Genomic DNA, 21,734 nt, shown 5'->3' with positions numbered 1-21,734 from the left:
AGGCTGTCGTCATGGGCCTGGTGTTCTCGATCCTCGTGCTGGTGCTGATGGTCGGCGCGCTCATCGACATCATCACCCGCCGTGACGACCAGGTGAAGCACCTGCCCAAGGTGTTCTGGATCATCCTGGTGATCATCGTGCCGCTGGCCGGATCCCTCATCTGGTTCCTCGTCGGACGCGAGTACGACGGGGAGGGGATCCGGCTGCCGCGCCCGCGCGAGCGACGTCCGGCCCCGCCTGCGCCCTCCGGCCCGTCGCGACCTGCGGACACCCGCAGCACCGAGCAGCAGATCGCCGACCTCGACCGCGAGATCGAGGAATGGCGGCTGCGCGCCGAGATCGAGAAGCGCAAGAAGCAGGACGGGACGGACGCCGGATGAACGCGACTCCGCATCTGCGCCGCGCGGTGATCGGCGGCGGCAGCGGCTACCTCGGCACCGCGCTGGCACGAGCCCTGCGGGTCGACGGCTATGAGGTGCGCACGATCGGCCGCTCCGGCGCGGACGCGCGCTGGGACGATCCGGCGGGGGTCCTCCGCCTCGTCGACGGCGCCGACCTGGTGATCGGGCTCGCCGGCCGCCGGATCGACTGCCGGTACACCGACCGCAACCGCGACGAGATCCTGCGCTCCCGCGTGCGGACGACGCAGGCGCTGCACCGTGCGGTCACCGCGGCGGCAGCACCTCCGGCGGTGTGGATGAACGGCAGTTCGGCGACGGCGTATCGCTACTCGCTGGTCTCGCCGCGCACCGAGGCGGATCCGCTCGACGAGAAGGGCTTCTCGCCCGATGTGACCCGGGAGTGGGAGGCGGCGCTGTTCGACGGCGAGACTCCGGGGACGCGGCGGATCGCCCTGCGGACCTCGCTGGTACTCGGCCGGGGCGCGCCCGTGATGGACATGCTGCTGCGCCTGGCCCGGCTGGGACTGGGCGGCCCGCAGTACGACGGCTGGTGGTTCCCGCACCGGCGCTATCGCGGGATCGGCGCCCACCCCACCGAGCCCGACCGCCCCGACTACGAGCACTCCCGGGGCCGGCAGCGGCTGAGCTGGATGCACGAGCAGGATTTCGTGCAGGCGGTGCGGTTCCTCCGTGACCACGACGAGATCGCGGGTCCCGTGAACATGGCGTCGCCGAACGCGGTGACCAACATCGAGCTCATGCGCACGCTGCGCCGCGCGGTCCGGGCGCCGTTCGGCCTGCCGGCGCCGCGCTTCGTGCTGGAGCCGGGCATGGCGGTGCTGCGCACCGAGTCGGAGCTCGTGCTCAAGAGCCGCTGGGTGCTGCCGCAGGTGCTCGAGGACGCCGGGTACGCGTTCCGCTACCCGCAGCTCGCGGGCGCCGTGCAGGCCATCGTCGGGCGCTGACGGCCGGCCCGATCGCTTCCGCCGCAGAACCGTCGCTCCCGCCGCAGAACCGCCGTTCCGGTCGCAGAACGGTCGCTCCGGTCGCAAAAGATGTCGCTGAGCGGCGTCCAGAGCGACAGTTTTTGCGACCGGAGCGGATCCGGATCCGCGACGGGAGGGGCGCGACGGATCCGGGTCCGGATCCTAGTCAGGGGATCGGGGTCAGGGCGCGGGGGCGAGGGCGAAGGAGGCGCGGACGGCCTCGTCGAGGGCGGGGTGCCCGAAGGCGTAGCCCGCGTCGAGCAGCTTCTCCGGGGCGACCCATCGGCTCTTCAGGATCAGCTCGGTCTCGGTGCGGAGCGCGACCGCGCCCAGTTCCAGCATCCAGCGAGCCGACGGCAGGCCCACCCGCATGTCGAGGGCGCGCCGGATCGTCGCCATGAGCGTGCGGTTGTCGCTCGCCTGCGGCGCGACGGCGTTCACGGGGCCCTCCAGCTCGGGGTGCTCCTCGAGGAAGGCGATGATGCCGGCGAGGTCGTCCAGGTGCACCCAGCTGAAACGCTGGAGCCCGCCGCGTGCACGGAAGTGGTGCGCCGTTCCCGCCGCTCGCCGGGCGCGGCCGATCGGCCACGGGCCGTCGTGCTGGGTTCCGCCCAGGCCGCACCGGGCGAGTCGGCGGAGGGCGCCGAGGACGCCGCCGTCGCCGAGCACGATCGCCGTGCGCAGCGCGACCCGTCGCGTGCGCGGGAGGTCGCCGGCGAACAGCTCACGCTCCCACGCCTTCGCCACCTCGACCGAGAATCCCGTCCCGAGCTCGCCCGTGGACTCGGTCTGCGGGCGGTCCTCCGCGTGCCGGTAGATCGTCGCCGTGGAGGAGTTGATCCAGAGCGGAGGCGGGGTGACGGCGTTGCGCACCGCGATCCGCAGGGCGGCCGTCGTCTGCTCGCGGGAGCGGAGGATCTCCGCCCGGTTCGCCGCCGTGTACCGGCAGTTCACGCTCTTCCCGGCCAGGCCGACGACCAGGCTCGCCCCGTCCACGGCGGCGTCGATCCCCGCCTGGTCGTCCCAGGTCAGGTCGGCGCCGTGCCGGGAGACGGTCACGACCTCGCGCCCCGCCGCACGCCAGCGCCGCTGCAGGTCCTGCCCGATGAACCCCGTCGACCCGCCCAGCACGACCCTGCCTCGGGTGCGGCCGTCTTCCTCGTTCATGCGTCCTCCTCGATCCGGTAGCGGAACGTCCCCGCGTACTCGTGGATCCGCCCGAGCAGTGGCACGTCCACGGTCAGGGCCACCCGCTGCAGGCCGGTGGCGTGCTCGATGCCGTCGATGAGCCGGATCCGCGGAGCGATGCACGACGGGATCCGGATCCGCAGGCCTCCCAGGAGCAGCCCGACGCGCGTGCTGCGCAGCTCCAGCGCGCCGTCGGAAGCCGTCGCCCGGAAGACCGCGGCGAGCACCCCGTGCTGCCCGAGGCGGTCCGCGATGCGCCCCCGCGGCAGAGATCGCACGCGATCGCACAGCGTCAGGTCGCCGTGCGGGAGGTGCAGCGTGCGCTCGGCGGATCTGCCTCCGCCGTCGCGATTGCGCACCGTGAACGGAACGTCCTCGGCCCACCCGGCGTAGACCGCGCCACGGCGCTCGAGCAAGCGCAGCAGCGGGCCGAGCAGCACCCGGACCGTGCGGCTGCGGCAGCCGACGCGCTCGAAGACGCCGTGCCCGACCCCGACCCGTCCCGAGGGGATCGCCGCGACGTAGGCGCGCATGCGAGGATGCAGCCGCTCCGCACGTGCGCCGAGGGCCGCGGCGTAGGGGGAGAGCCGGTCCGGTGTCATGCCGTCACGATATCGAACATGTTCAAAAAAGGCGAATGAACGTGTCCCTCGCCCCGTGGCGGGCCGTCGGCGGGGCGGGCGCCGGTCAGCTCCCGATCAGGCGCACCAGGCGCTCGTGCCCGGACTCCTCGAGCTCGGCGATGTCGGCGCGCGACTTCAGGAAGGCGTTGAAGGAGCGGTAGCCCAGGGCCTTCTCGCTGAAGGACGGATCCATGCGCCGCATCTGCGTCTTCACCGCCGAACTGTGCAGCCACTCGTCGCCGTCGCTCTTGTCGTGGCCGAGGCGCAGCGCGCGCACGAGCGTCGCCGTGGCCTGCTCCTGATCGTCGGTGGTCGGCTCGTCCTTCTCCGCGGACGCCCTGGACTCCTTGCGCGCGCCCTGGGACTGCTTGGCGGCGGGCTTCTTCGGCGGGGTCTCGGCCTGGGCGGCGGCGCGCTCGACACCCGGCAGGGAGTCGTACGCCTCGAACTCGTCGCACGCGGCGGCGAGCGACTTCGCGGTCGAACCGGCGACGCCGACGCCGACCACGTAGCGGCCGAGGCGCTTGCAGCGCTGGGCGAGCGGCACGTAGTCGCTGTCGCCGGCGACGATCACCACGTGGGTGAGATCGGGGAGGCGGAACATGTCCTCCACCGCATCGACGGCGAGGCGGATGTCCGCGCCGTTCTTGGCGTAGGCCGCGGCGGGGAACAGCTGCACGAGGTCGACGGCGCGGGCGACCAGCTGCGAGCGGTACACGGCGTTCACGGGCGACGACCAGTCGGCGTACGCGCGGGTGAGCACGAGGGTGCCGAACGACGACGCGTAGTCGATGATCGCGCCGACGTCGATCGTCGCGGACTTGAGCCGCTCCGCGACCTCGGCGTCGGCGGGGTCGTCCTGGATGCGCTGGCGGTCCTTGCTGTAGGCGTTGCGCCCGTGCACGCGGTCGTACCAGGAGATGACGATGTTGTCGAAGTCCAGGTAGACGGCGACGCGGGTGTCCTGGGGCTCGGCCATGGGATCCTCCTCCGGAAGGGTCAGGCGGTCAGGCGGTCTCGCCGGGGTAGCGGACGCCGATCTGCGCGCGGATCTCGTCGAGCAGACCCATGATCGCGACCGACTCCGCGACCGGCAGCAGGTCGCTGTCGAGGGATCCGTCGGCGACGTGGCGCTCCGCGGCGAGGGCCTGGTACTGCATGCCTCGACCGCCGCCGCGCCCGTCCGAAGTGGTGCGGCCGTCGAACTCCTCCCACACCGTGCCGTCCGTCGCCATGACCCGGAACGTGGTGGGCGAGTACCAGACCCGGTCGATCTCGATGCGTGCGAGGGTGCCGAGCACCACGGCGGTGTTGGGACCGGCCGCGCGCGAGGAGGACAGGGTGGTCGAGATCGCCCCGCCGGCGTGCGTCATGATCGTCGCCACCTCGGCGTCGGCGCCGGTGGAGATCAGCCGCCCCGTCGCCTGGACGGTCTCGGGTGCGCCGAGCAGGTCGTGGACGAACGAGATCGGATAGATGCCGAGATCGAGCAGCGCGCCGCCGCCGAGCTCCAGAGCGTTCAGGCGGTGGGCGGGATCCGTGGGCAGCGACTGCGTGTGGTCGGCCGAGACCGCGCGGATCTCGCCGAGCGTGCCGGCCGCGATGATCTCCCTGATCCGGACCATGTGGGGCAGATACCGCGTCCACATCGCCTCCATGACCAGCAGGCCCTTCTCGCGACCCAGGTCGGCGAGATCCTGCGCCTCGGCGCGATTGAGGGTGAACGCCTTCTCGACGAGCACATGCTTGCCGTGCTCGAGCGCGAGGCGGGCGTCGTCGTGGTGCATCGGGTGCGGCGTCGCGACGTAGATGATGTCGACCTCGGGATCCGCCGCGAGAGCCTCGTAGGAGCCGTGCGCGCGGGCGATGTCGAAGCGGGCGGCGAACGCGTCGGCCGACTCCTGCGATCGGGATCCGACGGCGACGAGGTCGAGCCCCGCGGTGCGCAGATCGGCGGCGAAGGCGGCGGCGATGCCGCCCGTGGCGAGGATGCCCCAGCGCAGAGCTGGTTGCGGGGAGTGGGCGGTCATGGGCACAAGCGTACGGGCTTCCGATATGGGGGAGGAATCGTGCGCGCGGCATCCGAGGCCCGTGCGGTCCCGTCGCCGGGCTGGGAGGATGGGGGCATGGCCGATCTCATCACCGCCGCCGAACTCCGCTCCCTCCTCGACGAGGGCGAGGATCTGCGGATCCTGGACGTGCGCTACCGACTCGGGTTCACCGACGGGCGGGAGAACTACCGGGCCGGGCACCTCCCCGGGGCGGTTTTCGCCGACCTGGAGGGCGAGCTTGCCGCTCACGGCGCCCCCGCGGACGGGCGTCACCCGCTGCCGTCCGACGACGAGCTCGAGCAGGCCGCGCGCCGCTGGGGGATCCGTCAGGGGCAGGCGGTCGTGGTGTACGACGACGCGCGCTCGCTTCCCGCCTCTCGGGCGTGGTGGGCGCTGCGCCGCGCCGGCGTGGCCGACGTGCGCGTGCTCGACGGCGGACTCGGCGCCTGGCGGGCCGCCGGGGGAGCCGTCGAGGAGGGCGAGGTCGTGGCACCGTCGGGAGACGTCGTGCTCGCCCGCCCGGGAACGGCCGACGTGCTGGATGCCGATCAGGTCGCCGCGTGGACCGGGGTGCTGCTGGACGCCCGCGCACCCGAGCGGTTCCGCGGCGAGACCGAGCCGATCGATCCGGTCGCCGGGCACATCCCCGGAGCCCGCAACCTGCCGATCGCCGAGGTGCTCGACGCCGAGGGGCGGTTCCGCGCCCCCGCCGAGATAGAGGCCGCGTTCGAGGCCGTCGGCGCGGGGGAGGAGGTGCCGATCGCTGCCTATTGCGGATCCGGCGTGACGGCGGCGCAGCTCGCGCTCGCGGGTGCCCTGATCGGCCGGGAGGTGACCGTGTACCCGGGATCGTGGAGCGCCTGGTCGAACACGCCGGGGCGCCCGGTCGAACGCGGACCCGTGCCGGCCGAGGCAGACCCGCTGGAGGACTGAGCCGAGGCGGACCCGCTGGAGGGCTGAGCCGAGGCGGACCCGCTGGAGGGCTGAGCCGACCCCGCGGGACGGCACCGCGCGGGGCGGGTCAGAGCGCTTCGATGACCTCGCGGAGCACGTCGGGGTCGTACCAGGCGATCTCCCCGTCGGCGAGGGCGTGGTACCGCTCGTGCCCCTTGCCGAGGATCACCACGGTGTCCTCGGGCCGGGCCATCCGCACCGCGGCGGCCATGGCTTCGCGGCGATCGGCGATCTCGGTGATCTCCACGACGCTGGAGCGTGCGCCGTCGATGAGGGAGGCGCGGATCTCGGCGGGGTCGTCGTCGTAGGGGTTGTCGTCGGTGATGACCAGCACGTCGGCGAACATCGCGGCGAAGCGGCCCATCATTCGTCGCTTGGCGGCGTCGCGATGGCCGTTCGCGCCGAGCACCGCGATCAGGCGGCCCTCCGGCGTCGTGGTGCGGATCGCGCGCAGGGCCGCGTTGATCGCCTCCGGCTTGTGCGCGGAGTCGACGATCGCGGTGAACGGCTGCCCGAAGTCGAACCGCTGCAGGCGGCCCTCGACGCTCGGCAGCGCGGCGATGCCGGGGGCGAGCCCCGCGAGGTCGCGTCCCGTCTCGGCGAGGGCGGCGACCGCGGCGAGGATGTTGTTCACGTTGAACGCGCCGGTGAGCTGCGTGGTGAACCGCACCCGCTCGCCCTCGGGGGAGCGGACGGTGAACGAGGATCCGTGCGCGCGCAGCTCGACGTCCGAGGCGACCCAGTCGGCGGATTCGGATCCGCTCGCCGACGTCGTGCGCACGGGGACGGTCGCCTGAGCCGCCATCATGCGCCCCCAGTGCGAGTCGATGTCGACGATGCCGATCCGGGAGTGCTCGGGGGTGAGCAGCAGCGCCTTCGCGGCGAAGTAGTCGGCCTGGGTCGGGTGGTAGTCGCGGTGGTCGTGCCCGAGGTTGAGGAAGATGCCCGCGTCGAACGCGAAGCCGTCCACGCGTCCCAGGGTGAGGGCGTGGCTGGACGCCTCGACGGCGACCGTGCCGAGGTGCTGCTCGCGCATGACCGCGAAGAGAGCCTGCAGCTCCGGTGCCTCCGGAGTGGTCAGCACGGGCGGGAAGAAGTCGTCGCCGACGGTCGTGCCGATGGATCCGATCGTGCCGGACTGCGCCATGCCGGCCGCGGCGGCCACGTAGAACGCGGTGGTGGTCTTGCCCTGCGTGCCGGTGATCCCGATCGACGTCATCGACGCGGCGGGGTCGCGGTAGAGGAATGCGGAGGCGGGGCCGGCGGCCAGACGCGCGCTGTCCACGACGAGCGTCGGCACGTCCGAGGGGACGAGCGCGGCGCCCTCGGCGTCGGTGAGGACCGCCGTCGCACCCGCGGCGACGGCCTTCTCGGCGAACCGGGCGCCGTGCGCGTTCGCTCCCGGGATCCCCAGGAAGAGGTCGCCCGGCCGCACGTGGTCGGTGCCGAGCGCGACACCCGTGAAGCCGGTGTCCGCGGCGTCGGGCGCCTCCGCGCCGAGGTGTGCGGCGAGGTCGCCGAGCGTGGCGCGGAAGGTCTCGACGGGGCGGGAATCCAGGCGCGGAGCGGGGTAGTTCGACACGGAGGGCATGACCGTCCGAGTCTACCGGGCTCTTCGTCTCGCCTTCGGCTCGCTCGGGGACCGGGCAGCGAGACGAAGCGGTGCGCGCAATTCAGGCTGGATCTTTCGGCGGAGACGTCGGACACCGCTTCTTGGCCCCTCGGGCGCTCTCCAGCCTGAATGGGGAACACCCGCGCGGGGAAACGCCCCCGGAGGAGGGATCAACCGGCGCGCATGAACTCCTCGGCCTCGCGCACCTGCTCATCGGTCGGACGGATCCCGGTGTACAGCACGAACTGCTCGAGCGCCTGCAGCGTGGCGACCGAGGCGCCGTTGATGACGGTCTTGCCCGCGGCGAGGCCGGCGCGCACGAGCGGGGTCTCGGCGGGGAGGGCGACGACGTCGAACACCGCCCCGGCGGCGTCGATCGCGGAGGGCGGGAACGAGAGGGCGTCCGCCTCGGCGCCGCCCGCCATCCCGATCGGGGTGACGTTGACGAGGATGTCGGCCGTGCGGTCGTCGACGTCGGCGGCCCACCCGAAGCCGTAGAGGCCGGCGAGCGCGCGACCCGCCTGCTCGTTGCGCGCGACGATCGTGACGTCGGCGAAGCCCGCGTCGCGGAAGGCCGCGGCCGTCGCCTTCGCCATGCCGCCCGACCCGCGCAGCAGCACCGAGGACGCCGGATCCAGGGCGTTGCGGACGATGAGCTGCGCGATCGCCGAGTAGTCCGTGTTGTAGGCGGTGAGCACGCCGTCGTCGTTGACGATCGTGTTGACGGAGTCGATCGCGGTGGCGGAGGGATCCATCCGGTCCACCAGGGCGATCACGTCCTCCTTGTAGGGCATCGAGATCGCGCAGCCGCGGATCCCGAGTCCGCGCACGCCGGCGATCGCCTGGGCGAGGTCGGTCGGGGCGAACGCCTTGTAGATCCAGTTCAGCCCCAGCGCCTCATAGAGGTGGTTGTGGAACCGGGTGCCGTTGTTGCTGGGTCGCGCGGAGAGCGAGATGCACAGGGTCATGTCTTTGTTCAGGATCGGCACCGGTCCAGAGTACCGAGCACCGTGGTGGGGACGTTGAGCACGCTGCGCTCGTCCTCGCTCAACGACCCCGGAGGGCTCAGACCGCGGCGAGCGCCGGCTCCACGACGGCGAGGGCGAGCGCCTGCTCGAGGTCGGCGAGGATGTCGGCCGGATCCTCGATCCCGATCGACAGGCGCACGGTCGTCGCGCCGATCCCGGCCGCGGCGCGCTGGGCGGCGTTCAGGTGCGAGTGCGTCATCGATGCGGGGTGCGAGACGAGCGAGCGCGCGTCGCCGATGTTCGCCACGAGGCGCACGACCTTCAGGCCGTCCACGAAGCGCTCCACGCGCTCCTGATCCCGCTCCTCGTCGCCCGTGGAGACCAGGTCGATCGAGAAGACCGAGGGGATCCCGCGGGGGAGGTAGCGCGCGGCGAGCTCGTGCCAGGGGTTGCCGGCGAGCCCGGGGTGGTGCACGGCGGCGACCGCGGGGTGCACGACGAGGGACTCGGCGATCGCCTGGGCCGACGCGCTCTGACGGGAGACGCGCAGGTCGAGCGTCTCGATGCCCTGCAGGATCTGGTGCGCGTTGAACGGCGAGAGCGAGGGTCCGAGGTCGTGCACGTACTTGGCCTTCACGAGCGCGCCGAACGCGAAGCCCTGCCCGAACCGCTCCCAGAGCGACTGCGGGCCGAACCGTGCGTGCACGGCGGTGAACTGCGGCCAGCGGGCCGGGTCCGCACCGAAGTCGAAGGATCCGAGGTCGACGGCGACGCCGCCGAGCGAGGTGCCGTGGCCGCTGAGGAACTTCGTGGCGGAGTGCACGACGAAGTCGGCGCCGTGCTCTCCGGGGCGGATCAGGAAGGGCGTGCCGACCGTGCTGTCGATCACGAGGGGGACGCCCGCGGAATGGGCGATGTCGGCGACCGTCCGGAGATCGAGCACCTGGGCGAGCGGGTTCGCGACGGACTCGGCGAAGAACAGCCGGGTGCGCTCGTTCGCGGCCGCGCGCCAGGCCGCGGGGTCGTCCTGGTCGACGAAGGTCACCGTGATGCCGAAGTCGTCGAGCGTGTCCTGCAGCAGGTCGACCGTGCCGCCGTACAGCCGGTCGGCCGCGACGACGTGGCCGCCGCGGCCCGCGAGGGCGAGGATCGTGACCGCGACCGCGGCCTGCCCGCTGGCGACGGCGACCGCGGAGACGCCGCCCTCCAGCGCGGTGACGCGCTCCTCGAGCAGCTGCTGCGTGGGGCTGGTGTTGCGGCTGTAGATGTTGCCGGCGCGGCGCAGCGCGAAGAGGTCGCGCGCCTCCGCGAGGTTCGCGAACTGGTAGGCCGCCGACTGGTACAGCGGCGGCACCGCGGTGTTCTGCGGCGCGCCGGGCACGTACGCCGCCTGCACCTGCCTCGTCGCGAAACGGGTGGCGGGGGCGGAGGCGGCGGGATCGGTCACGGACCCATCCTGCGGCGCGCCGTGCCGGCCGCGCTGGGATGTTTCCGACTGTTGCGGATCCGGCGGGCGAGCCCCGCGGTCAGACCTCCGCGAGACGGTGCACGAACGCGGCGATCTCGGAGAGCGCGACGGCGTGCCGCTCGAGGTGGGGGAGGTGCGCCGCGTCCTCGAGCTCGACGAGGGCGGCGCCGGGGATCGTCGCGGCTGCGTGGCGTGCCGCCGCGCGGACGTGCGGGAGATCCAGCGCGCCCACGAGCACGAGCGTCGGGACGCGGATCTCGCCGAGGCGCGGCCAGGCCACGGCGTCCTGCGCCCGCGCGCCGGGATCGTCGGCGGCGAGGGCGGCGCCGTTCATCGCGAGGAAGAGCTCGCGCGCCTCCTTCCCGACCCGTCCGGCACGGCCGGGGCCGTCGAGCCAGAGCTCGGCCTCGATCCGGTTGAGCTCTGCGAGGTCGCCCTGCTCGATCGCCGCGTCCCCTCGGCGGTCGAGCTCGGCGGTGACGTCGTCGAGCTCGGGCGCGGGGGAACCGCTGATGGCCGGCGCGATGAGCACGAGGGCCCGCACGCATCCGGGGGCGACGAGGGCGAGGTCGATCGCCGTGCGTCCGCCCATCGAACAGGCGACGATGATGGCGGCATCCGCGGCGGCGGCGTCGAGCACGGCGCGCGCGTCTTCGAGCGCAGACCAGCCGTCGTGCGGTTCCGTCGTCGTCTCACCGAAACCGCGCGCGTCGTAGCGGATGCTGCGCACGGACGGACCGAGCACGTCGACGAGGCCGGCCCAGGATCGCCGGTCGGTCACCCCGGCATGGATGAGGAGCACCGGTGCCCCGTCGGCCGCGCCGCTCTCCTCGACCGCGAGCCGCCCCCCGGGCACGGCGAGCATCGAGGTCGCGGTGCCGGCGGTCACGGGATCAGCACGATCTTGCCCCGCGCGGCGTGCGCCTCCACGAGGCGGTGCGCCTCGGCGGCCTCCGCGAGCGGCAGCTCCGGGCCGAACTCGATCGAGAAGCGGCCCTCGGCGATGAGCCGCAGTGCGACCGGCACGGCCTCGGCGCGCCAGGCGAGCTCCTGCGCAGTGAGCGGGACCGGGCTCCCGCCGCTGAACGCGCGGATCCCGAACGACGCGGCATCGGGTCCGCGCACGATCGTCGCGATCCGGTCCGGGTCGGCGACGAGGGCGAGGGAGGCGGCGATCGCCTCATCCGTGCCGGCGCCGTCGAGCGCGACCGTGATCTCGCGATCGCCCGCCGCGTCGCGGATCCGCTGCTCGAGGCCCTCGCCGTAGACGACGGGGATCGCGCCGAGCTCGCGCAGCCGTTCCTGCGAGGTCGCGCCGCCGGTGGCGATGACGTCGGCGCCCCACGCGACGGCGAACTGGATCGCGGCCTGGCCGACCGCGCCGGAACCGGCGTGCAGGAGCAGGAGATCGCCCTCGCCGACGCCGAGCGAGCGCAGGGACTGGTACGCGGTGCCGGCGGGGATGCCGAGGGCGGCGCCCTCGGCGGAGGTCACCTCGTCGGGCATCACGGAGGCGTGCGCCGCCGGCACGGCGAGCGCGGTCGCATACGTGCCCCGGGTGTCGCGGATGGCGACGCGATCGCCGACGCGGAGATCGTCGACGCCGGGACCGACCGCGGTCACGACGCCCGCGCCGTCGAAGCCCTGGTGCCGGGGCTCGGTGATCGGGGGCAGCGGGCGGAAGCCGCTGCGCTGCTTGACGTCGATCGGATTCACCCCGGCCGCCTCGATGCGCACCACGACCTCGCCGGCGGCGGGGACCGGATCCGGCACCTCCACGAGGGTGAGGACCTCCGGTCCGCCGAGCTCGGTCTGCACGATCGCCTGCGCCATGGTTCCAGGCTACGACGCGGCGGAGCGGCGGGGCGCGGGGAAGGGGCCGGACCGCGGGTGCCGCAGGCCGGGGCGGAGGCGGATCGAGGCCACCCGACCGCCCGGGCTCACTTCTCGGCGAGCGCCTTCATGATCCGCTGCGGCGAGACCGGCTGCGCGGTGCCCAGGCGCTGGGCGAACAGGCTCACGCGGTACTCCTCGAGCAGCCAGCGCACCTCGACGAGCCGGGGCGCGGATCCGGCGGGCAGCGGGATCGCGCCCCCGGCATCGGCGTAGGCCTGCGCCATGCGCTCGTACTCGCTCTGCCGGGTGCGGTCCTTGCCCGGGGCGTCCGCGAGGGTGCGCAGCCGATCCAGGATGCCGTCGAGGTACCGCGGGAACTGGGCGAGGCGCTCGGCGCCGGCACCCGAGATGAAGCCGTTCGGGAGCAGGCCCGCGAGCTGGCCGCGGATGTCGTTCAGAGGCCCGAGCAGGGCGAGCGAGTTCTGCCCCTTCAGGGCCCGCTCGACCTCGCGCGCCTTCGTGAGGATCTTGGCGACCAGCGAGACGAGCGCGAACAGCTCGTCCACGACGACCGCGGAGACGCCGTCGCGCACGCGGGCGAAGTCGGCCTCGGTGCGGACGATCCCCGCGGTCCCCGTGCCCGTCGCCGGGGTGGTCAGCCGATCGATCGCCGTCCGTGCGACCGCGGCGCGGGCGTCCTCGATGAGCGTCGCGACGTTCGGGTAGGGCGAGGCGGCGAGCGCGAGCTTCTCGGCGCTCGTCAGATGCTGCTGCACGTACGACGCGGGGGAGGGGATCCCGAGCAGCACCAGCCGCAGCACGCCCTCGCGGGTCGCGGAGAGCGCCGCCTCGGCCGTCGCCTCCACCCGCAGGGCGACCGAGGTGCGCTGGTCGACGAGGGCGGGATAGCCGCGCACCACGCCCCCGGCCACGCGGGTGTCCAGCACCTCCGGCAGGTCGCCGAGGTCCCACGTCGTGATGCCGTCGCGCTGGGTGAGGGCCGGAGCGGGGGAGGCCGCGGCCACCGCCGCGGCGCCGCGCCCTCGTGCGGGACGAGCGGCCTCAGGGCCGCGCTCGATCGAGCGGGCGACGCTCGCGCGCGAGCGATCCGCGAGCTCGCGCTGGAGCAGCATGAGGTCCCGGCCGGAGCCCACCACGCGTCCGCGCTCGTCGACCGCCCGGAAGTTCATCCGCAGGTGCGCGGGCACGCGCTCCAGGTCGAACTCCGCGGCCGACACGGGCTGGTTCGCGAGGGGCTGGATGAGTCGCGCGAGCGCCTCGCGCAGGCTCCGGCCGGGCAGGCCCTGATGGGCCTCGGGCCCCTCGGCGGAGAGCTCGGCGCCGAACTTCTCGGCCCAGTCCGCCGCGGGCACCACGTGCCGGCGGATCGCCTTCGGCAGCGCCCGCAGCAGCGCCGTCACCAGTTCGGCGCGGAGACCCGGCACCTGCCAGTCGAACCCGGCGTCCTGCACCTGCTGCAGCAGGGCCAGCGGGATCACGACGCTCACGCCGTCGTCCGCTGCTCCCGGCTCGAAGCGGTACGCGAGGCCGAGCACCTGATCCGCCTGCGCCCAGCGCGGGGGGAAGTCCTGCTGGTCGGCGCGCTCGTCGTCGTCGATCAGGTCCGCCTCGCGCATCACGAGCAGCCTCGGCGTCGTCGCCAGGGCGTCACGCCACCACGCCTCGAAGGAGCGCACGTCGAAGACGTCGCTCGGGATGCGCTGATCGTAGAACCGGAAGACGGCCTCGTCGCCGACGAGGATGTCGCGGCGGCGCTCGCGCTCCTCGAGCTTCTCCAGGCGCTTGCGCAGCTCGGCGTTGCTGCGCCAGAAGGCGGACACCCGTTTGTCGATCCGGCCCGGATCCCACTCGCCCTCGACGAGCGCATGCCGCAGGAACAGCTCGCGCGCGGCCGGCCGGTCGATGCGGGCGAACTGCACGCGACGGCGCGTCACGATCTCGACGCCGAACAGCGTCACCTTCTCGAACGCGACCGCGGCCCCCGACTCCTTGGACCAGTGCGGCTCGGAGATCTGCCGCTTGGCGAGATCGCCCGCGAGCGCCTCGGCCCAGGCCGGGTCGATCGCGGCGGCCGTGCGCGCGAACGTGCGCGAGGTCTCCACGATCTCCGCCGCCATGACGGCGCGCGGCGCCTTCTTGCGCAGCGCGGAGCCGGGGAACAGCGAGAACCGGATCCCGCGCGCGCCGCGGTACTCGGCGGCGCGGCGCTTCGGATCCTTCTTCCCGCCCTTGGCCGGCGGCCCCTTCGTGAGGGCGCGCTCGTCGAGGATCCCGATGTGGCTGAGGAGCCCCGCGAGCAGGGCGCGGTGCACCGCATCCGGATCGGCGGAGATGGGGTCGTTGAGCGAGGACGGCGAAGCCGACCGAGACGAGACGCGGTCACCCGTGAGATCGCCGCGTTTCGTCTCGCGGAGACCCTTCGCGGGGACGAGCGTGCGCAGCTGCCGATGCACGTCGAACCACTCGCGCACCCGCACGTAGTTCAGGTGCTCTGCGCGGCAGAGCCGGCGGAACGCACTGGATCCGAGTTCCTTCTGCTGCTCGCGCAGGTGGTTCCAGAGGTTCAGGATCGAGAGGAAGTCGCTCGTCGGATCCGCGAACCGCGCGTGCATCCGCTCGGCCTCGTCGCGCACGCCCTGCGGGGCGTCGGCGGAGGGGCGCTCGCGCACGTCCTGGATCGACAGCCCGGCGACGATCGCGAGCACGGGAGCGACGACGCCGGTGCGCACGGCCTCCACGAGCATGCGGGCGAAGCGCGGGTCGATCGGCATGCGCGCGATGTCACGCCCGATCCGGGTGAGCCGAGGGGTCTCGGATCCGGTCCCCGCGGTTCTCGGGGGCACCTGCACCGCACCGAGCTCGACGAGCAGGTCGAAGGCCGACCGCACGTCGCGGGATTCCGGCGGCGTGAGGAACGGGAACTCCGCGATGTCGCCGAATCCGAGGCTCAGCATCTGCAGCACCACCGCGGCGAGCGAGGTGCGCAGGATCTCGGGCTCGGTGAACTCCGGGCGCTTGTCGAAGTCGTCCTCACCGTAGAGGCGGATCGCGATGCCGGCGCTCGTGCGTCCGGCGCGCCCGGAGCGCTGGTTCGCGGACGCCTGCGACACGGCCTCGATCGGCAGCTGCTGCACCTTGGACCGGCTGCTGTAGCGCGAGATGCGGGCCGTGCCCGTGTCGATCACGTACTTGATGCCGGGGACCGTGAGGCTCGTCTCGGCGACGTTCGTGGCGAGGATCACGCGCCGCCGCAGTCCCGCCACGGTCGACGGCTCGAAGACCCGGTGCTGTTCGGCGGCGGAGAGCCGCCCGTACAGCGGCAGCACCTCGACCGGCGCGGTCTGGGAACGGTAGGCGCCGCGGATCGCGTCGGCGGCGTCGCGGATCTCGGCCTCGCCCGGGAGGAAGACGAGCACGTCGCCGCGCTCCTCGCGGTCGAGCTCGCGCAGCGCGCGCACGATCGCGGTGACCTCGTCCTCGGGCTCGGACTTCGCGGTGCGGGCTGACTTGGGCGCGCCGGCGTCCTCGCCCTCCTCGACGAGGGGGCGGTAGCGGATCTCGACGGGATAGGTGCGCCCGGAGACCTCGATGACCGGGGCGGGCTCGCCCTCCGCGTCGGCGAAGTGCTTCGCGAAGCTGTGCGGATCGATCGTCGCCGAGGTGATGACGACCTTGAGGTCGGGGCGCTCGGGGAGGATCCGGTGCAGGTAGCCGAGGAGGAAGTCGACGTTGAGGGAGCGCTCGTGCGCCTCGTCGATGATGATCGCGTCGTAGCGGCGCAGGAGCCGATCGCGGTGGATCTCGTTGAGCAGGATGCCGTCGGTCATGAGCGCGATCCGGGTCTCGTCCGAGACCTGGTCGGTGAAGCGCACCTTGTAGCCGACGAGCCCGCCGAGCGGCACGCGGAGCTCCTCCGCCACGCGCTCCGCGATCGTCCGGGCGGCGAGCCGACGCGGCTGGGTGTGCGCGATGCGCTCGCGGCCGAGCTCGAGCAGGATCTTCGGCAGCTGCGTCGTCTTGCCGGATCCGGTCGCGCCCGCGACCACGACGACCTGATGGTCGCGGATCGCCGCGGCGATCTCGTCGCGCGCGGCACTGACCGGGAGTTCCGGCGGATAGGAGATCACGGGCGCAGACATAGCCCTCCAGTCTATCGCGGGAGAAGCCCTCGTATCGGGTCTTCGTGCCGTCTCGATGAGCCGCGATACTGGGGGCATCATGAGCACACCCGTCACCCTCGACTGCGATCCCGGCCACGACGACGTCTTCGCGATCTGGCTCGCCGCCGCGCATCCCGCGATCGACCTGCGCGCCCTCACCACCGTCGGCGGCAACGGACTGCTGGAGTTCACGACGCGCAACGCCCGCATCGCGTGCACGGTCGCGGGCATCGAGGGGGTGCCGATCGCGGCGGGTGCGGCCGGGCCGCTCCACGGCCGGCTGCATCCCGCCGAGCAGATCCACGGCGCGAACGCGCTCGGCGGTCCCGAGCTGCCGGAGCCGACCGTCCCGGAGGATCCGCGGGACGCCCTGGCGCTCATGCGCGCGGTGCTCGAGGAGGCCGAGGAGCCCGTCACGATCGTCGCGACCGGGCCGCTCACGAACATCGGCCTGCTCGTGCGCGACCACGCCGACCTGCTGCCCCGCGTCGCCCGCGTCGTCTGGATGGGCGGATCGACCGGCCGCGGCAACGCGACCCCGTACGCGGAGTTCAACGCCTGGACCGATCCCGAGGCGATCGCGCTCGTGCTGGACAGCGGCGTGGACTTCACGATGGTCGGGCTGAACATCTCGCACCAGGCGCTCATCACTCGAGAGGTGCGGGAGCGGATCCGGCGCATCGGCACGCGGACCGCGGCGTTCGGCGCGGAGCTGCTGGAGTTCTTCTGCGCCACCTACGAGATCGCCGAGCACATGCCCGACGGGCCGCTGCACGATCCGATCACGGTGGCGATGCTCATCGACCCCTCCGTGGCGACGACCGTGCGCGCCCGGCTCGACGTCGAGACCGAGGGCGTGTTCACGCGCGGTGCGACGAGCGTGGACCTCCTCGGCGCGCTCGGCACGGCGCCGAACGCCACGATCGCGATGGATCTCGACGTCGACCGGTTCTGGGCCCTCATCGAAGAGGCGGTCGGCACCCTCGCCTGAGTGATGCCGGCCGCCTCGCGCGGTTCCCTGGACGGGAGCCCGCGGCTCAGAAGTGGGTGCCGCCGTCGATGCGCACCTCGGTGCCCGTGATGAACGCACCGTCGGCGCTCGCGAGCATCGCGACCACGCCGGCCACGGACTCGGGGCCCGCGAAGCCCTGGCCGATGGCCGGGGCGAGCTTCGTGAACAGGCTCATGTCGGCGTCCTCCGGGAGGCCGGGGCCGCGGCTCTGCCCGCTCTGGCCGGAGCCGTCGGTCATCCCCGACGAGATCGATCCGGGCTGCACGGCGGTGAAGCGGATGCCCTGCTTGGCGTACTCCGCCGCCAGCGCATGAGTCATCGACTGCACGCCGCCCTTGCTCGCGGCGTAGGCCGCCATGTACGGGTGCGCGAACATCGCGGACGTGGAGCTGAAGTTCACCACGGCGGCGTCGCGGCCCTCGAGCAGAGCGGGGATGGCCTCGCGGATCATGAGGAAGGTGCCGACGAGGTTCACCTGGATGACCTGCTGGAACTGGTCGAGCGTGGTCTCGGCGGTGTGCGAGGAGCGCAGGATGCCCGCGGCGTTCACGAGCACGTCCAGGCCGCCCAGCGCCTCGACCGCGGCGGCGACGCCCGCGGCGACCGAGGCCTCGTCGCCGATGTTGACCTCGATCGCGGTGAGGCGCCCGGCGGCGTCCCCCGCCTTGGCGACGGTGTCCGCGAGACCGGCGGCGCTCACATCCGCCGCCACGACGCGCCCGCCCTCGGCGAGCATGCGCAGCACGGTGGCCTGACCGATGCCGGATCCGCCGCCGGTGACCAGAGCGCGGCGACCTTCATAGCGGTTCATGTCGAATCCTTCTTTCTGAGTCTTGTCGTGCCTAAGTGGCACAACGTGTCATATTGACACACAACACCGTCAAACGGAAGGTATTCCCGTACCCTCGGAGCATGCAGACCCGTACCGGACTCATGTCGCGTCGCAAGGCGGCGACCGCCGGCGAGATCGCGGAGGAGGCGGCGCGTCTGTTCGCGGAGCGGGGCGTCGCGCAGGTCACCGCGGCCGAGATCGCCGAGGCCTCCGGTGTCTCGTTGCGCACCTTCTACCGCTACTTCCCGACGAAGGAGGACGCGGTCGCGCCGGTGCTCGAGATCGGCGCCGCGCGCTGGCAGGCCGCGCTCGAGGAGGCCGAGGAGGATCCTGCGGCCGCGATCCCGGCGGTGCTCGCCGCGCAGCTGACCCCGGAGACGCCCGAGGACGCCGAGGCCCTCGCCCGGATGCGTCCGCTGCTGCGCGCCCTCGCCGACGATCGAGAGCTGCGCGCCGTCTGGCATCGGGTGAACCACGAGTCCGAGGACCGCCTCGTCGCCCTCATCGTCGAGCGCGGAGAGCACGACCGGTTCGCCGCGCGCGTGCTCGCGGCAGCGGCGACGGAGGCGATCCGGATCGGGCTGGAGGAGTGGTCGCGCTCGAAGGCCGGCGTGCACGGGAGCGGGTCCCCGGCAGCGCTCGCCTCCCGCGCCTACACGGCCCTTGCGCCGGGGCGCTGAGCGCTTGCCCCGCACGGACGAGCACGAGGGCGTCGGCCCACGGGTCGGCGCGGGAACCTAGGGTGGAATCATGACGATCCCCGGAATCCTGCTCAACGACGGCCACACGATCCCCCAGCTCGGCTACGGGGTGTTCAAGGTCGATCCGGCCGACACCGAGCGCGCGGTCAGCGAAGCCCTCGAGATCGGATACCGCCACATCGACACCGCCGCCATCTACGGCAACGAGGCGGGCGTCGGGGCGGCGATCGCCAAGAGCGGCATCCCGCGCGACGAGCTGTTCATCACGACCAAGCTGTGGAACGACCGGCACGACGGCGACGAGCCGGATGCCGCCATCGCGGAGAGCCTGGAGAAGCTCGGCCTCGACCACGTCGACCTCTACCTCGTGCACTGGCCGACCCCGGCGAAGGACAACTACGTGCACGCCTGGGAGAAGGTCGTCGCGATCCGCGATCGGGGGCTCGCGCGTTCCGTCGGTGTCTCGAACTTCCTCGTGCCGCACCTCGAGCGCATCGTCGCCGAGACGGGCGTCACCCCCGCGGTCGACCAGATCGAACTGCACCCGGCGTACCAGCAGCGCGACGTCGCCTCCTGGGCGCGCGACCATGACGTCAAGATCGAGGCCTGGGGCCCGCTCGGTCAGGGCAAGTACGACCTGTTCGGGATCCCGGCCGTCGCCGAAGCGGCCGCCGCGCACGGCAAGACCCCGGCGCAGGTCGTGCTGCGCTGGCACCTCCAGAAGGGCAACATCGTCTTCCCGAAGTCGGTGCGCGCCGAGCGTCTGCGGGAGAACCTCGACGTGTTCGACTTCGCGCTGAGCGATGCCGAGTTCGCCGCGATCTCGGCGCTCGACCCGGGAGACGGATCCGGTCGCGTCGCCTCGCACCCGGACGAGGTCAACTGACCTCCGCACCCGGGATCGCGGGGGAGCACGGTCGCGGCCCGCGGCCGGCGTAGCGTGAGGCCATGAGCAACCGCCTCGCCGGCACCGGCAGCCCCTATCTGCGCGCGCACGCCGACAACCCGGTGGACTGGTACCCCTGGGGCGAGGAGGCGTTCGCCGAGGCGCGGCGCCGCGACGTCCCGGTGCTCATCTCGATCGGCTACTCCACGTGCCACTGGTGCCATGTCATGGCGCGCGAGTCCTTCGAGGATCCGGACACCGCTGCGCAGCTCAACGGCGGCTTCGTGTCGATCAAGGTCGATCGCGAGGAGCACCCCGAGGTCGATGCCGCATACCTGGCGGCTGCCTCGGCGTTCACCCGCGATCTGGGCTGGCCGCTCACGGTCTTCGCCACGCCGTCCGGGCGGACCTTCCACGCGGGGACGTACTTCCCGCCGGTCGATCGCGGCCGGATGCCCGGATTCCGCACGGTGCTCGCGGCCGTGCGCGAGGCGTGGACCGATCGTCGCGGGGAGGTGGAGGCGCAGGCCGGGGCGGTCGCCGAGGTCCTCGCGGCCTCGGCGGCATCCGAGGCCGCGCCGCTGCCGGACGAACGCGCGCTCGCCGCCGCCGCGGACGAGATCGTCGCCCGGGAGGATCGCCGGTACGGCGGCTTCGGCACGGCGCCGAAGTTCCCCGTCGCCACGACCCTGCGCTTCCTGCAGGCCGAGGGCCGCACCGAGGTCGTCGCGCGCGCCCTGGACGCGATGGCGGCCTCGGAGCTCCGCGACGAGGACGGCGGGTTCTTCCGCTACGCTACGCAGCAGGACTGGTCGGTGCCGCACTACGAGCGGATGCTCATCGACAACGCCCAGCTGCTCGATGTGGCGATCGATGCCGGACGGGCCGATGTCGCGCGGGGCATCGCGGACTCCCTCCTCGCCGTCCTGCAGCGCCCCGGAGGCGGTTTCGGCGCCGCGCAGGACTCGGAGTCGTGGATCGAGGGGCAGCGCAGCGAGGGCGGCTACTACCGTGTCCCGCTCCACGCGCGGGCACAGCTGGAGCCGCCCGCGGTGGACGGCAAGATCATCACGGGCTGGAACGGGCTCGCGATCGGTGCGCTCGCCCGGGCCGGAGCCGATCTCGGCGAGTCCTCGTGGATCGACGCCGCCGTGCGCGCCGCGGAGCTCGTGCTGACGGTGAACCGCGACGCCGGCGGGCGACTCGTGCGCACCTCGCTCGACGGCGTTCCCTCGGCCGCCGTCGCCACCGATGCCGACCTCGGGCTGCTCGCCGACGGCCTGCTGGCTCTCGCGCTGGCCACGGGCGACCCGCGGTGGGCGGCACGAGGGCTGGAGGTGCTGGCGGCCGACGCGGTCGCCGACCCCGTGCTCGCCGGGCAGGGGATTCCCGGGTCCGTCGACGGCGGAGACGGCGATCTCCCCTCGGGCGCCTCCGCCCGCGCGGCCGCGCACCTCACCGCCTGGCGGCTCGGCGCGGGGGAGCAGCATCGCGAGCGCGCGGCCGCCCTCGTCCGCGCCGGCGCGGCGCAGGCGCTGCGCCACCCGTTCGGATCCGGTGCGCTGCTGCGCGCGGCGGCGGGCCTGGCCCGCCCGCCGCGGCAGATCGTCGCGGTGACCTCGGATCCGCGAGGACCGCTCGCGGCGGCGGTGCGCGCGGCGGACGCCGACCTCGCGGCGGTGCTGAGCCCGCAGCAGGCGCGGGCCTTCGCCGAGGCCGGCTTCACGCTATTCGAGGGGCGCGACGGCGTCGACGGCGTCGCCTACGACTGCCGCGGCTTCGTCTGCCGTCTGCCGGTGTCGGATCCGGCGCTCGTTCCTGCGGCACGCTGAGCGCCGCGGATCGATTGCTGTACATTCTGACCAGGGTTGAGCGGTAGAAGGGCGACAGGCTGTGCGACATGCGCAGGCTCAGCTGTCCCGTTTGTCCAGCGATCGTCGCCCTGGATACAGTGGCCGGACCCCGGCGACGTCGCCGCTCCGGCCCTGCCGCCCGACGCGCCGCCCTCCGGCCCGAACGAACCGCAGCAAGGACG

Annotated in this window: 18 protein-coding genes; 7 read left to right on the top strand and 11 right to left on the bottom strand. The window is 73.1% G+C overall.

Features of this window, described 5'->3' with window-relative positions:
- The first annotated feature begins 11 nt into the window (after nt 1-11).
- Nucleotides 12-380, top strand: coding sequence for a PLD nuclease N-terminal domain-containing protein (locus WFJ01_RS07560; RefSeq protein ID WP_292884436.1), 369 nt, complete (start codon nt 12-14; stop codon nt 378-380).
- The gene (locus tag WFJ01_RS07555; protein WP_295033840.1) at nt 377-1,366 is read left to right on the top strand and encodes an epimerase; all 990 of its coding nucleotides are present in this window, start codon (nt 377-379) and stop codon (nt 1,364-1,366) included. Before WFJ01_RS07560 ends, WFJ01_RS07555 begins: the two co-directional genes overlap by 4 nt.
- Nucleotides 1,367-1,567: 201 nt before the next feature.
- Here WFJ01_RS07555 and WFJ01_RS07550 read toward each other — a convergent pair whose 3' ends face one another.
- From WFJ01_RS07550 to WFJ01_RS07535, 4 genes are all read right to left on the bottom strand, one after another.
- The gene (locus WFJ01_RS07550; protein WP_336628700.1) at nt 1,568-2,554 is read right to left on the bottom strand and encodes an epimerase; all 987 of its coding nucleotides are present in this window, start codon (nt 2,552-2,554) and stop codon (nt 1,568-1,570) included.
- Nucleotides 2,551-3,177 (bottom strand): DUF4166 domain-containing protein, encoded by a 627-nt coding sequence (locus tag WFJ01_RS07545; RefSeq protein WP_336628699.1) that lies wholly within the window; start codon nt 3,175-3,177, stop codon nt 2,551-2,553. Before WFJ01_RS07545 ends, WFJ01_RS07550 begins: the two co-directional genes overlap by 4 nt.
- A gap of 85 nt (nt 3,178-3,262) precedes the next feature.
- Nucleotides 3,263-4,177 carry an NYN domain-containing protein gene (locus tag WFJ01_RS07540; RefSeq protein WP_292884444.1) on the bottom strand — a complete coding sequence of 305 codons (915 nt, stop codon included), beginning with the start codon at nt 4,175-4,177 and terminating at the stop codon, nt 3,263-3,265.
- 28 nt (nt 4,178-4,205) lie between these two features.
- Nucleotides 4,206-5,228 (bottom strand): Gfo/Idh/MocA family protein, encoded by a 1,023-nt coding sequence (locus tag WFJ01_RS07535; RefSeq protein WP_336628698.1) that lies wholly within the window; start codon nt 5,226-5,228, stop codon nt 4,206-4,208.
- Between the two features lie 96 nt (nt 5,229-5,324).
- Here WFJ01_RS07535 and WFJ01_RS07530 point away from each other — a divergent pair, with 96 nt between their 5' ends.
- Nucleotides 5,325-6,182 carry a sulfurtransferase gene (locus tag WFJ01_RS07530; RefSeq protein WP_336628697.1) on the top strand — a complete coding sequence of 286 codons (858 nt, stop codon included), beginning with the start codon at nt 5,325-5,327 and terminating at the stop codon, nt 6,180-6,182.
- Between the two features lie 88 nt (nt 6,183-6,270).
- Here WFJ01_RS07530 and WFJ01_RS07525 read toward each other — a convergent pair whose 3' ends face one another.
- The 6 genes from WFJ01_RS07525 to hrpA all read right to left on the bottom strand — a co-directional run bounded on the left by WFJ01_RS07525 (nt 6,271) and on the right by hrpA (nt 16,247).
- Nucleotides 6,271-7,794, bottom strand: a complete 1,524-nt coding sequence (locus WFJ01_RS07525) for a Mur ligase family protein (RefSeq protein ID WP_336628696.1) — start codon at nt 7,792-7,794, stop codon at nt 6,271-6,273.
- 191 nt (nt 7,795-7,985) lie between these two features.
- The gene (locus WFJ01_RS07520) at nt 7,986-8,804 is read right to left on the bottom strand and encodes a shikimate 5-dehydrogenase (RefSeq protein ID WP_336628695.1); all 819 of its coding nucleotides are present in this window, start codon (nt 8,802-8,804) and stop codon (nt 7,986-7,988) included.
- A gap of 76 nt (nt 8,805-8,880) precedes the next feature.
- Nucleotides 8,881-10,230 (bottom strand): O-acetylhomoserine aminocarboxypropyltransferase/cysteine synthase family protein, encoded by a 1,350-nt coding sequence (locus WFJ01_RS07515; protein WP_336628694.1) that lies wholly within the window; start codon nt 10,228-10,230, stop codon nt 8,881-8,883.
- Nucleotides 10,231-10,309: 79 nt separating this feature from the next.
- Nucleotides 10,310-11,140, bottom strand: coding sequence for an alpha/beta fold hydrolase (locus WFJ01_RS07510; RefSeq protein WP_336628693.1), 831 nt, complete (start codon nt 11,138-11,140; stop codon nt 10,310-10,312).
- Complete coding sequence (locus WFJ01_RS07505; protein ID WP_336628692.1) at nt 11,137-12,084, bottom strand: quinone oxidoreductase family protein; 948 nt, start codon at nt 12,082-12,084, stop codon at nt 11,137-11,139. The genes WFJ01_RS07510 and WFJ01_RS07505 overlap by 4 nt, the downstream gene beginning before the upstream one ends.
- 107 nt (nt 12,085-12,191) lie before the next feature.
- Nucleotides 12,192-16,247 carry an ATP-dependent RNA helicase HrpA gene (gene hrpA / locus WFJ01_RS07500; RefSeq protein WP_442928038.1) on the bottom strand — a complete coding sequence of 1,352 codons (4,056 nt, stop codon included), beginning with the start codon at nt 16,245-16,247 and terminating at the stop codon, nt 12,192-12,194.
- Between the two features lie 79 nt (nt 16,248-16,326).
- Between hrpA and WFJ01_RS07495 the strand changes: the two genes are divergently transcribed.
- Nucleotides 16,327-17,259 carry a nucleoside hydrolase gene (locus tag WFJ01_RS07495; RefSeq protein ID WP_336628691.1) on the top strand — a complete coding sequence of 311 codons (933 nt, stop codon included), beginning with the start codon at nt 16,327-16,329 and terminating at the stop codon, nt 17,257-17,259.
- A gap of 46 nt (nt 17,260-17,305) precedes the next feature.
- Here WFJ01_RS07495 and WFJ01_RS07490 read toward each other — a convergent pair whose 3' ends face one another.
- On the bottom strand, nt 17,306-18,091 hold the full coding sequence (locus WFJ01_RS07490; protein WP_336628690.1) for an SDR family NAD(P)-dependent oxidoreductase: 786 nt from the start codon (nt 18,089-18,091) through the stop codon (nt 17,306-17,308).
- Nucleotides 18,092-18,192: 101 nt separating this feature from the next.
- Here WFJ01_RS07490 and WFJ01_RS07485 point away from each other — a divergent pair, with 101 nt between their 5' ends.
- The 3 genes from WFJ01_RS07485 to WFJ01_RS07475 all read left to right on the top strand — a co-directional run bounded on the left by WFJ01_RS07485 (nt 18,193) and on the right by WFJ01_RS07475 (nt 21,531).
- Nucleotides 18,193-18,792 carry a TetR/AcrR family transcriptional regulator gene (locus WFJ01_RS07485; RefSeq protein ID WP_336628689.1) on the top strand — a complete coding sequence of 200 codons (600 nt, stop codon included), beginning with the start codon at nt 18,193-18,195 and terminating at the stop codon, nt 18,790-18,792.
- A 70-nt stretch (nt 18,793-18,862) separates the two neighbouring features.
- A complete protein-coding gene (locus tag WFJ01_RS07480; protein WP_336628688.1) occupies nt 18,863-19,699 on the top strand; it encodes an aldo/keto reductase in 837 nt (278 codons plus the stop codon).
- Between the two features lie 62 nt (nt 19,700-19,761).
- A complete protein-coding gene (locus WFJ01_RS07475) occupies nt 19,762-21,531 on the top strand; it encodes a thioredoxin domain-containing protein (RefSeq protein WP_336628687.1) in 1,770 nt (589 codons plus the stop codon).
- Nucleotides 21,532-21,734: the final 203 nt, after the last annotated feature.

The sequence above is a fragment of the Microbacterium sp. MMO-35 genome, from assembly GCF_037147555.1.
In the GTDB taxonomy this organism is placed as follows: Bacteria; Actinomycetota; Actinomycetes; order Actinomycetales; family Microbacteriaceae; genus Microbacterium.
Note: the sequence above shows the minus strand (reverse complement) of the source record. Positions and strands in the feature narration are given on the sequence as shown.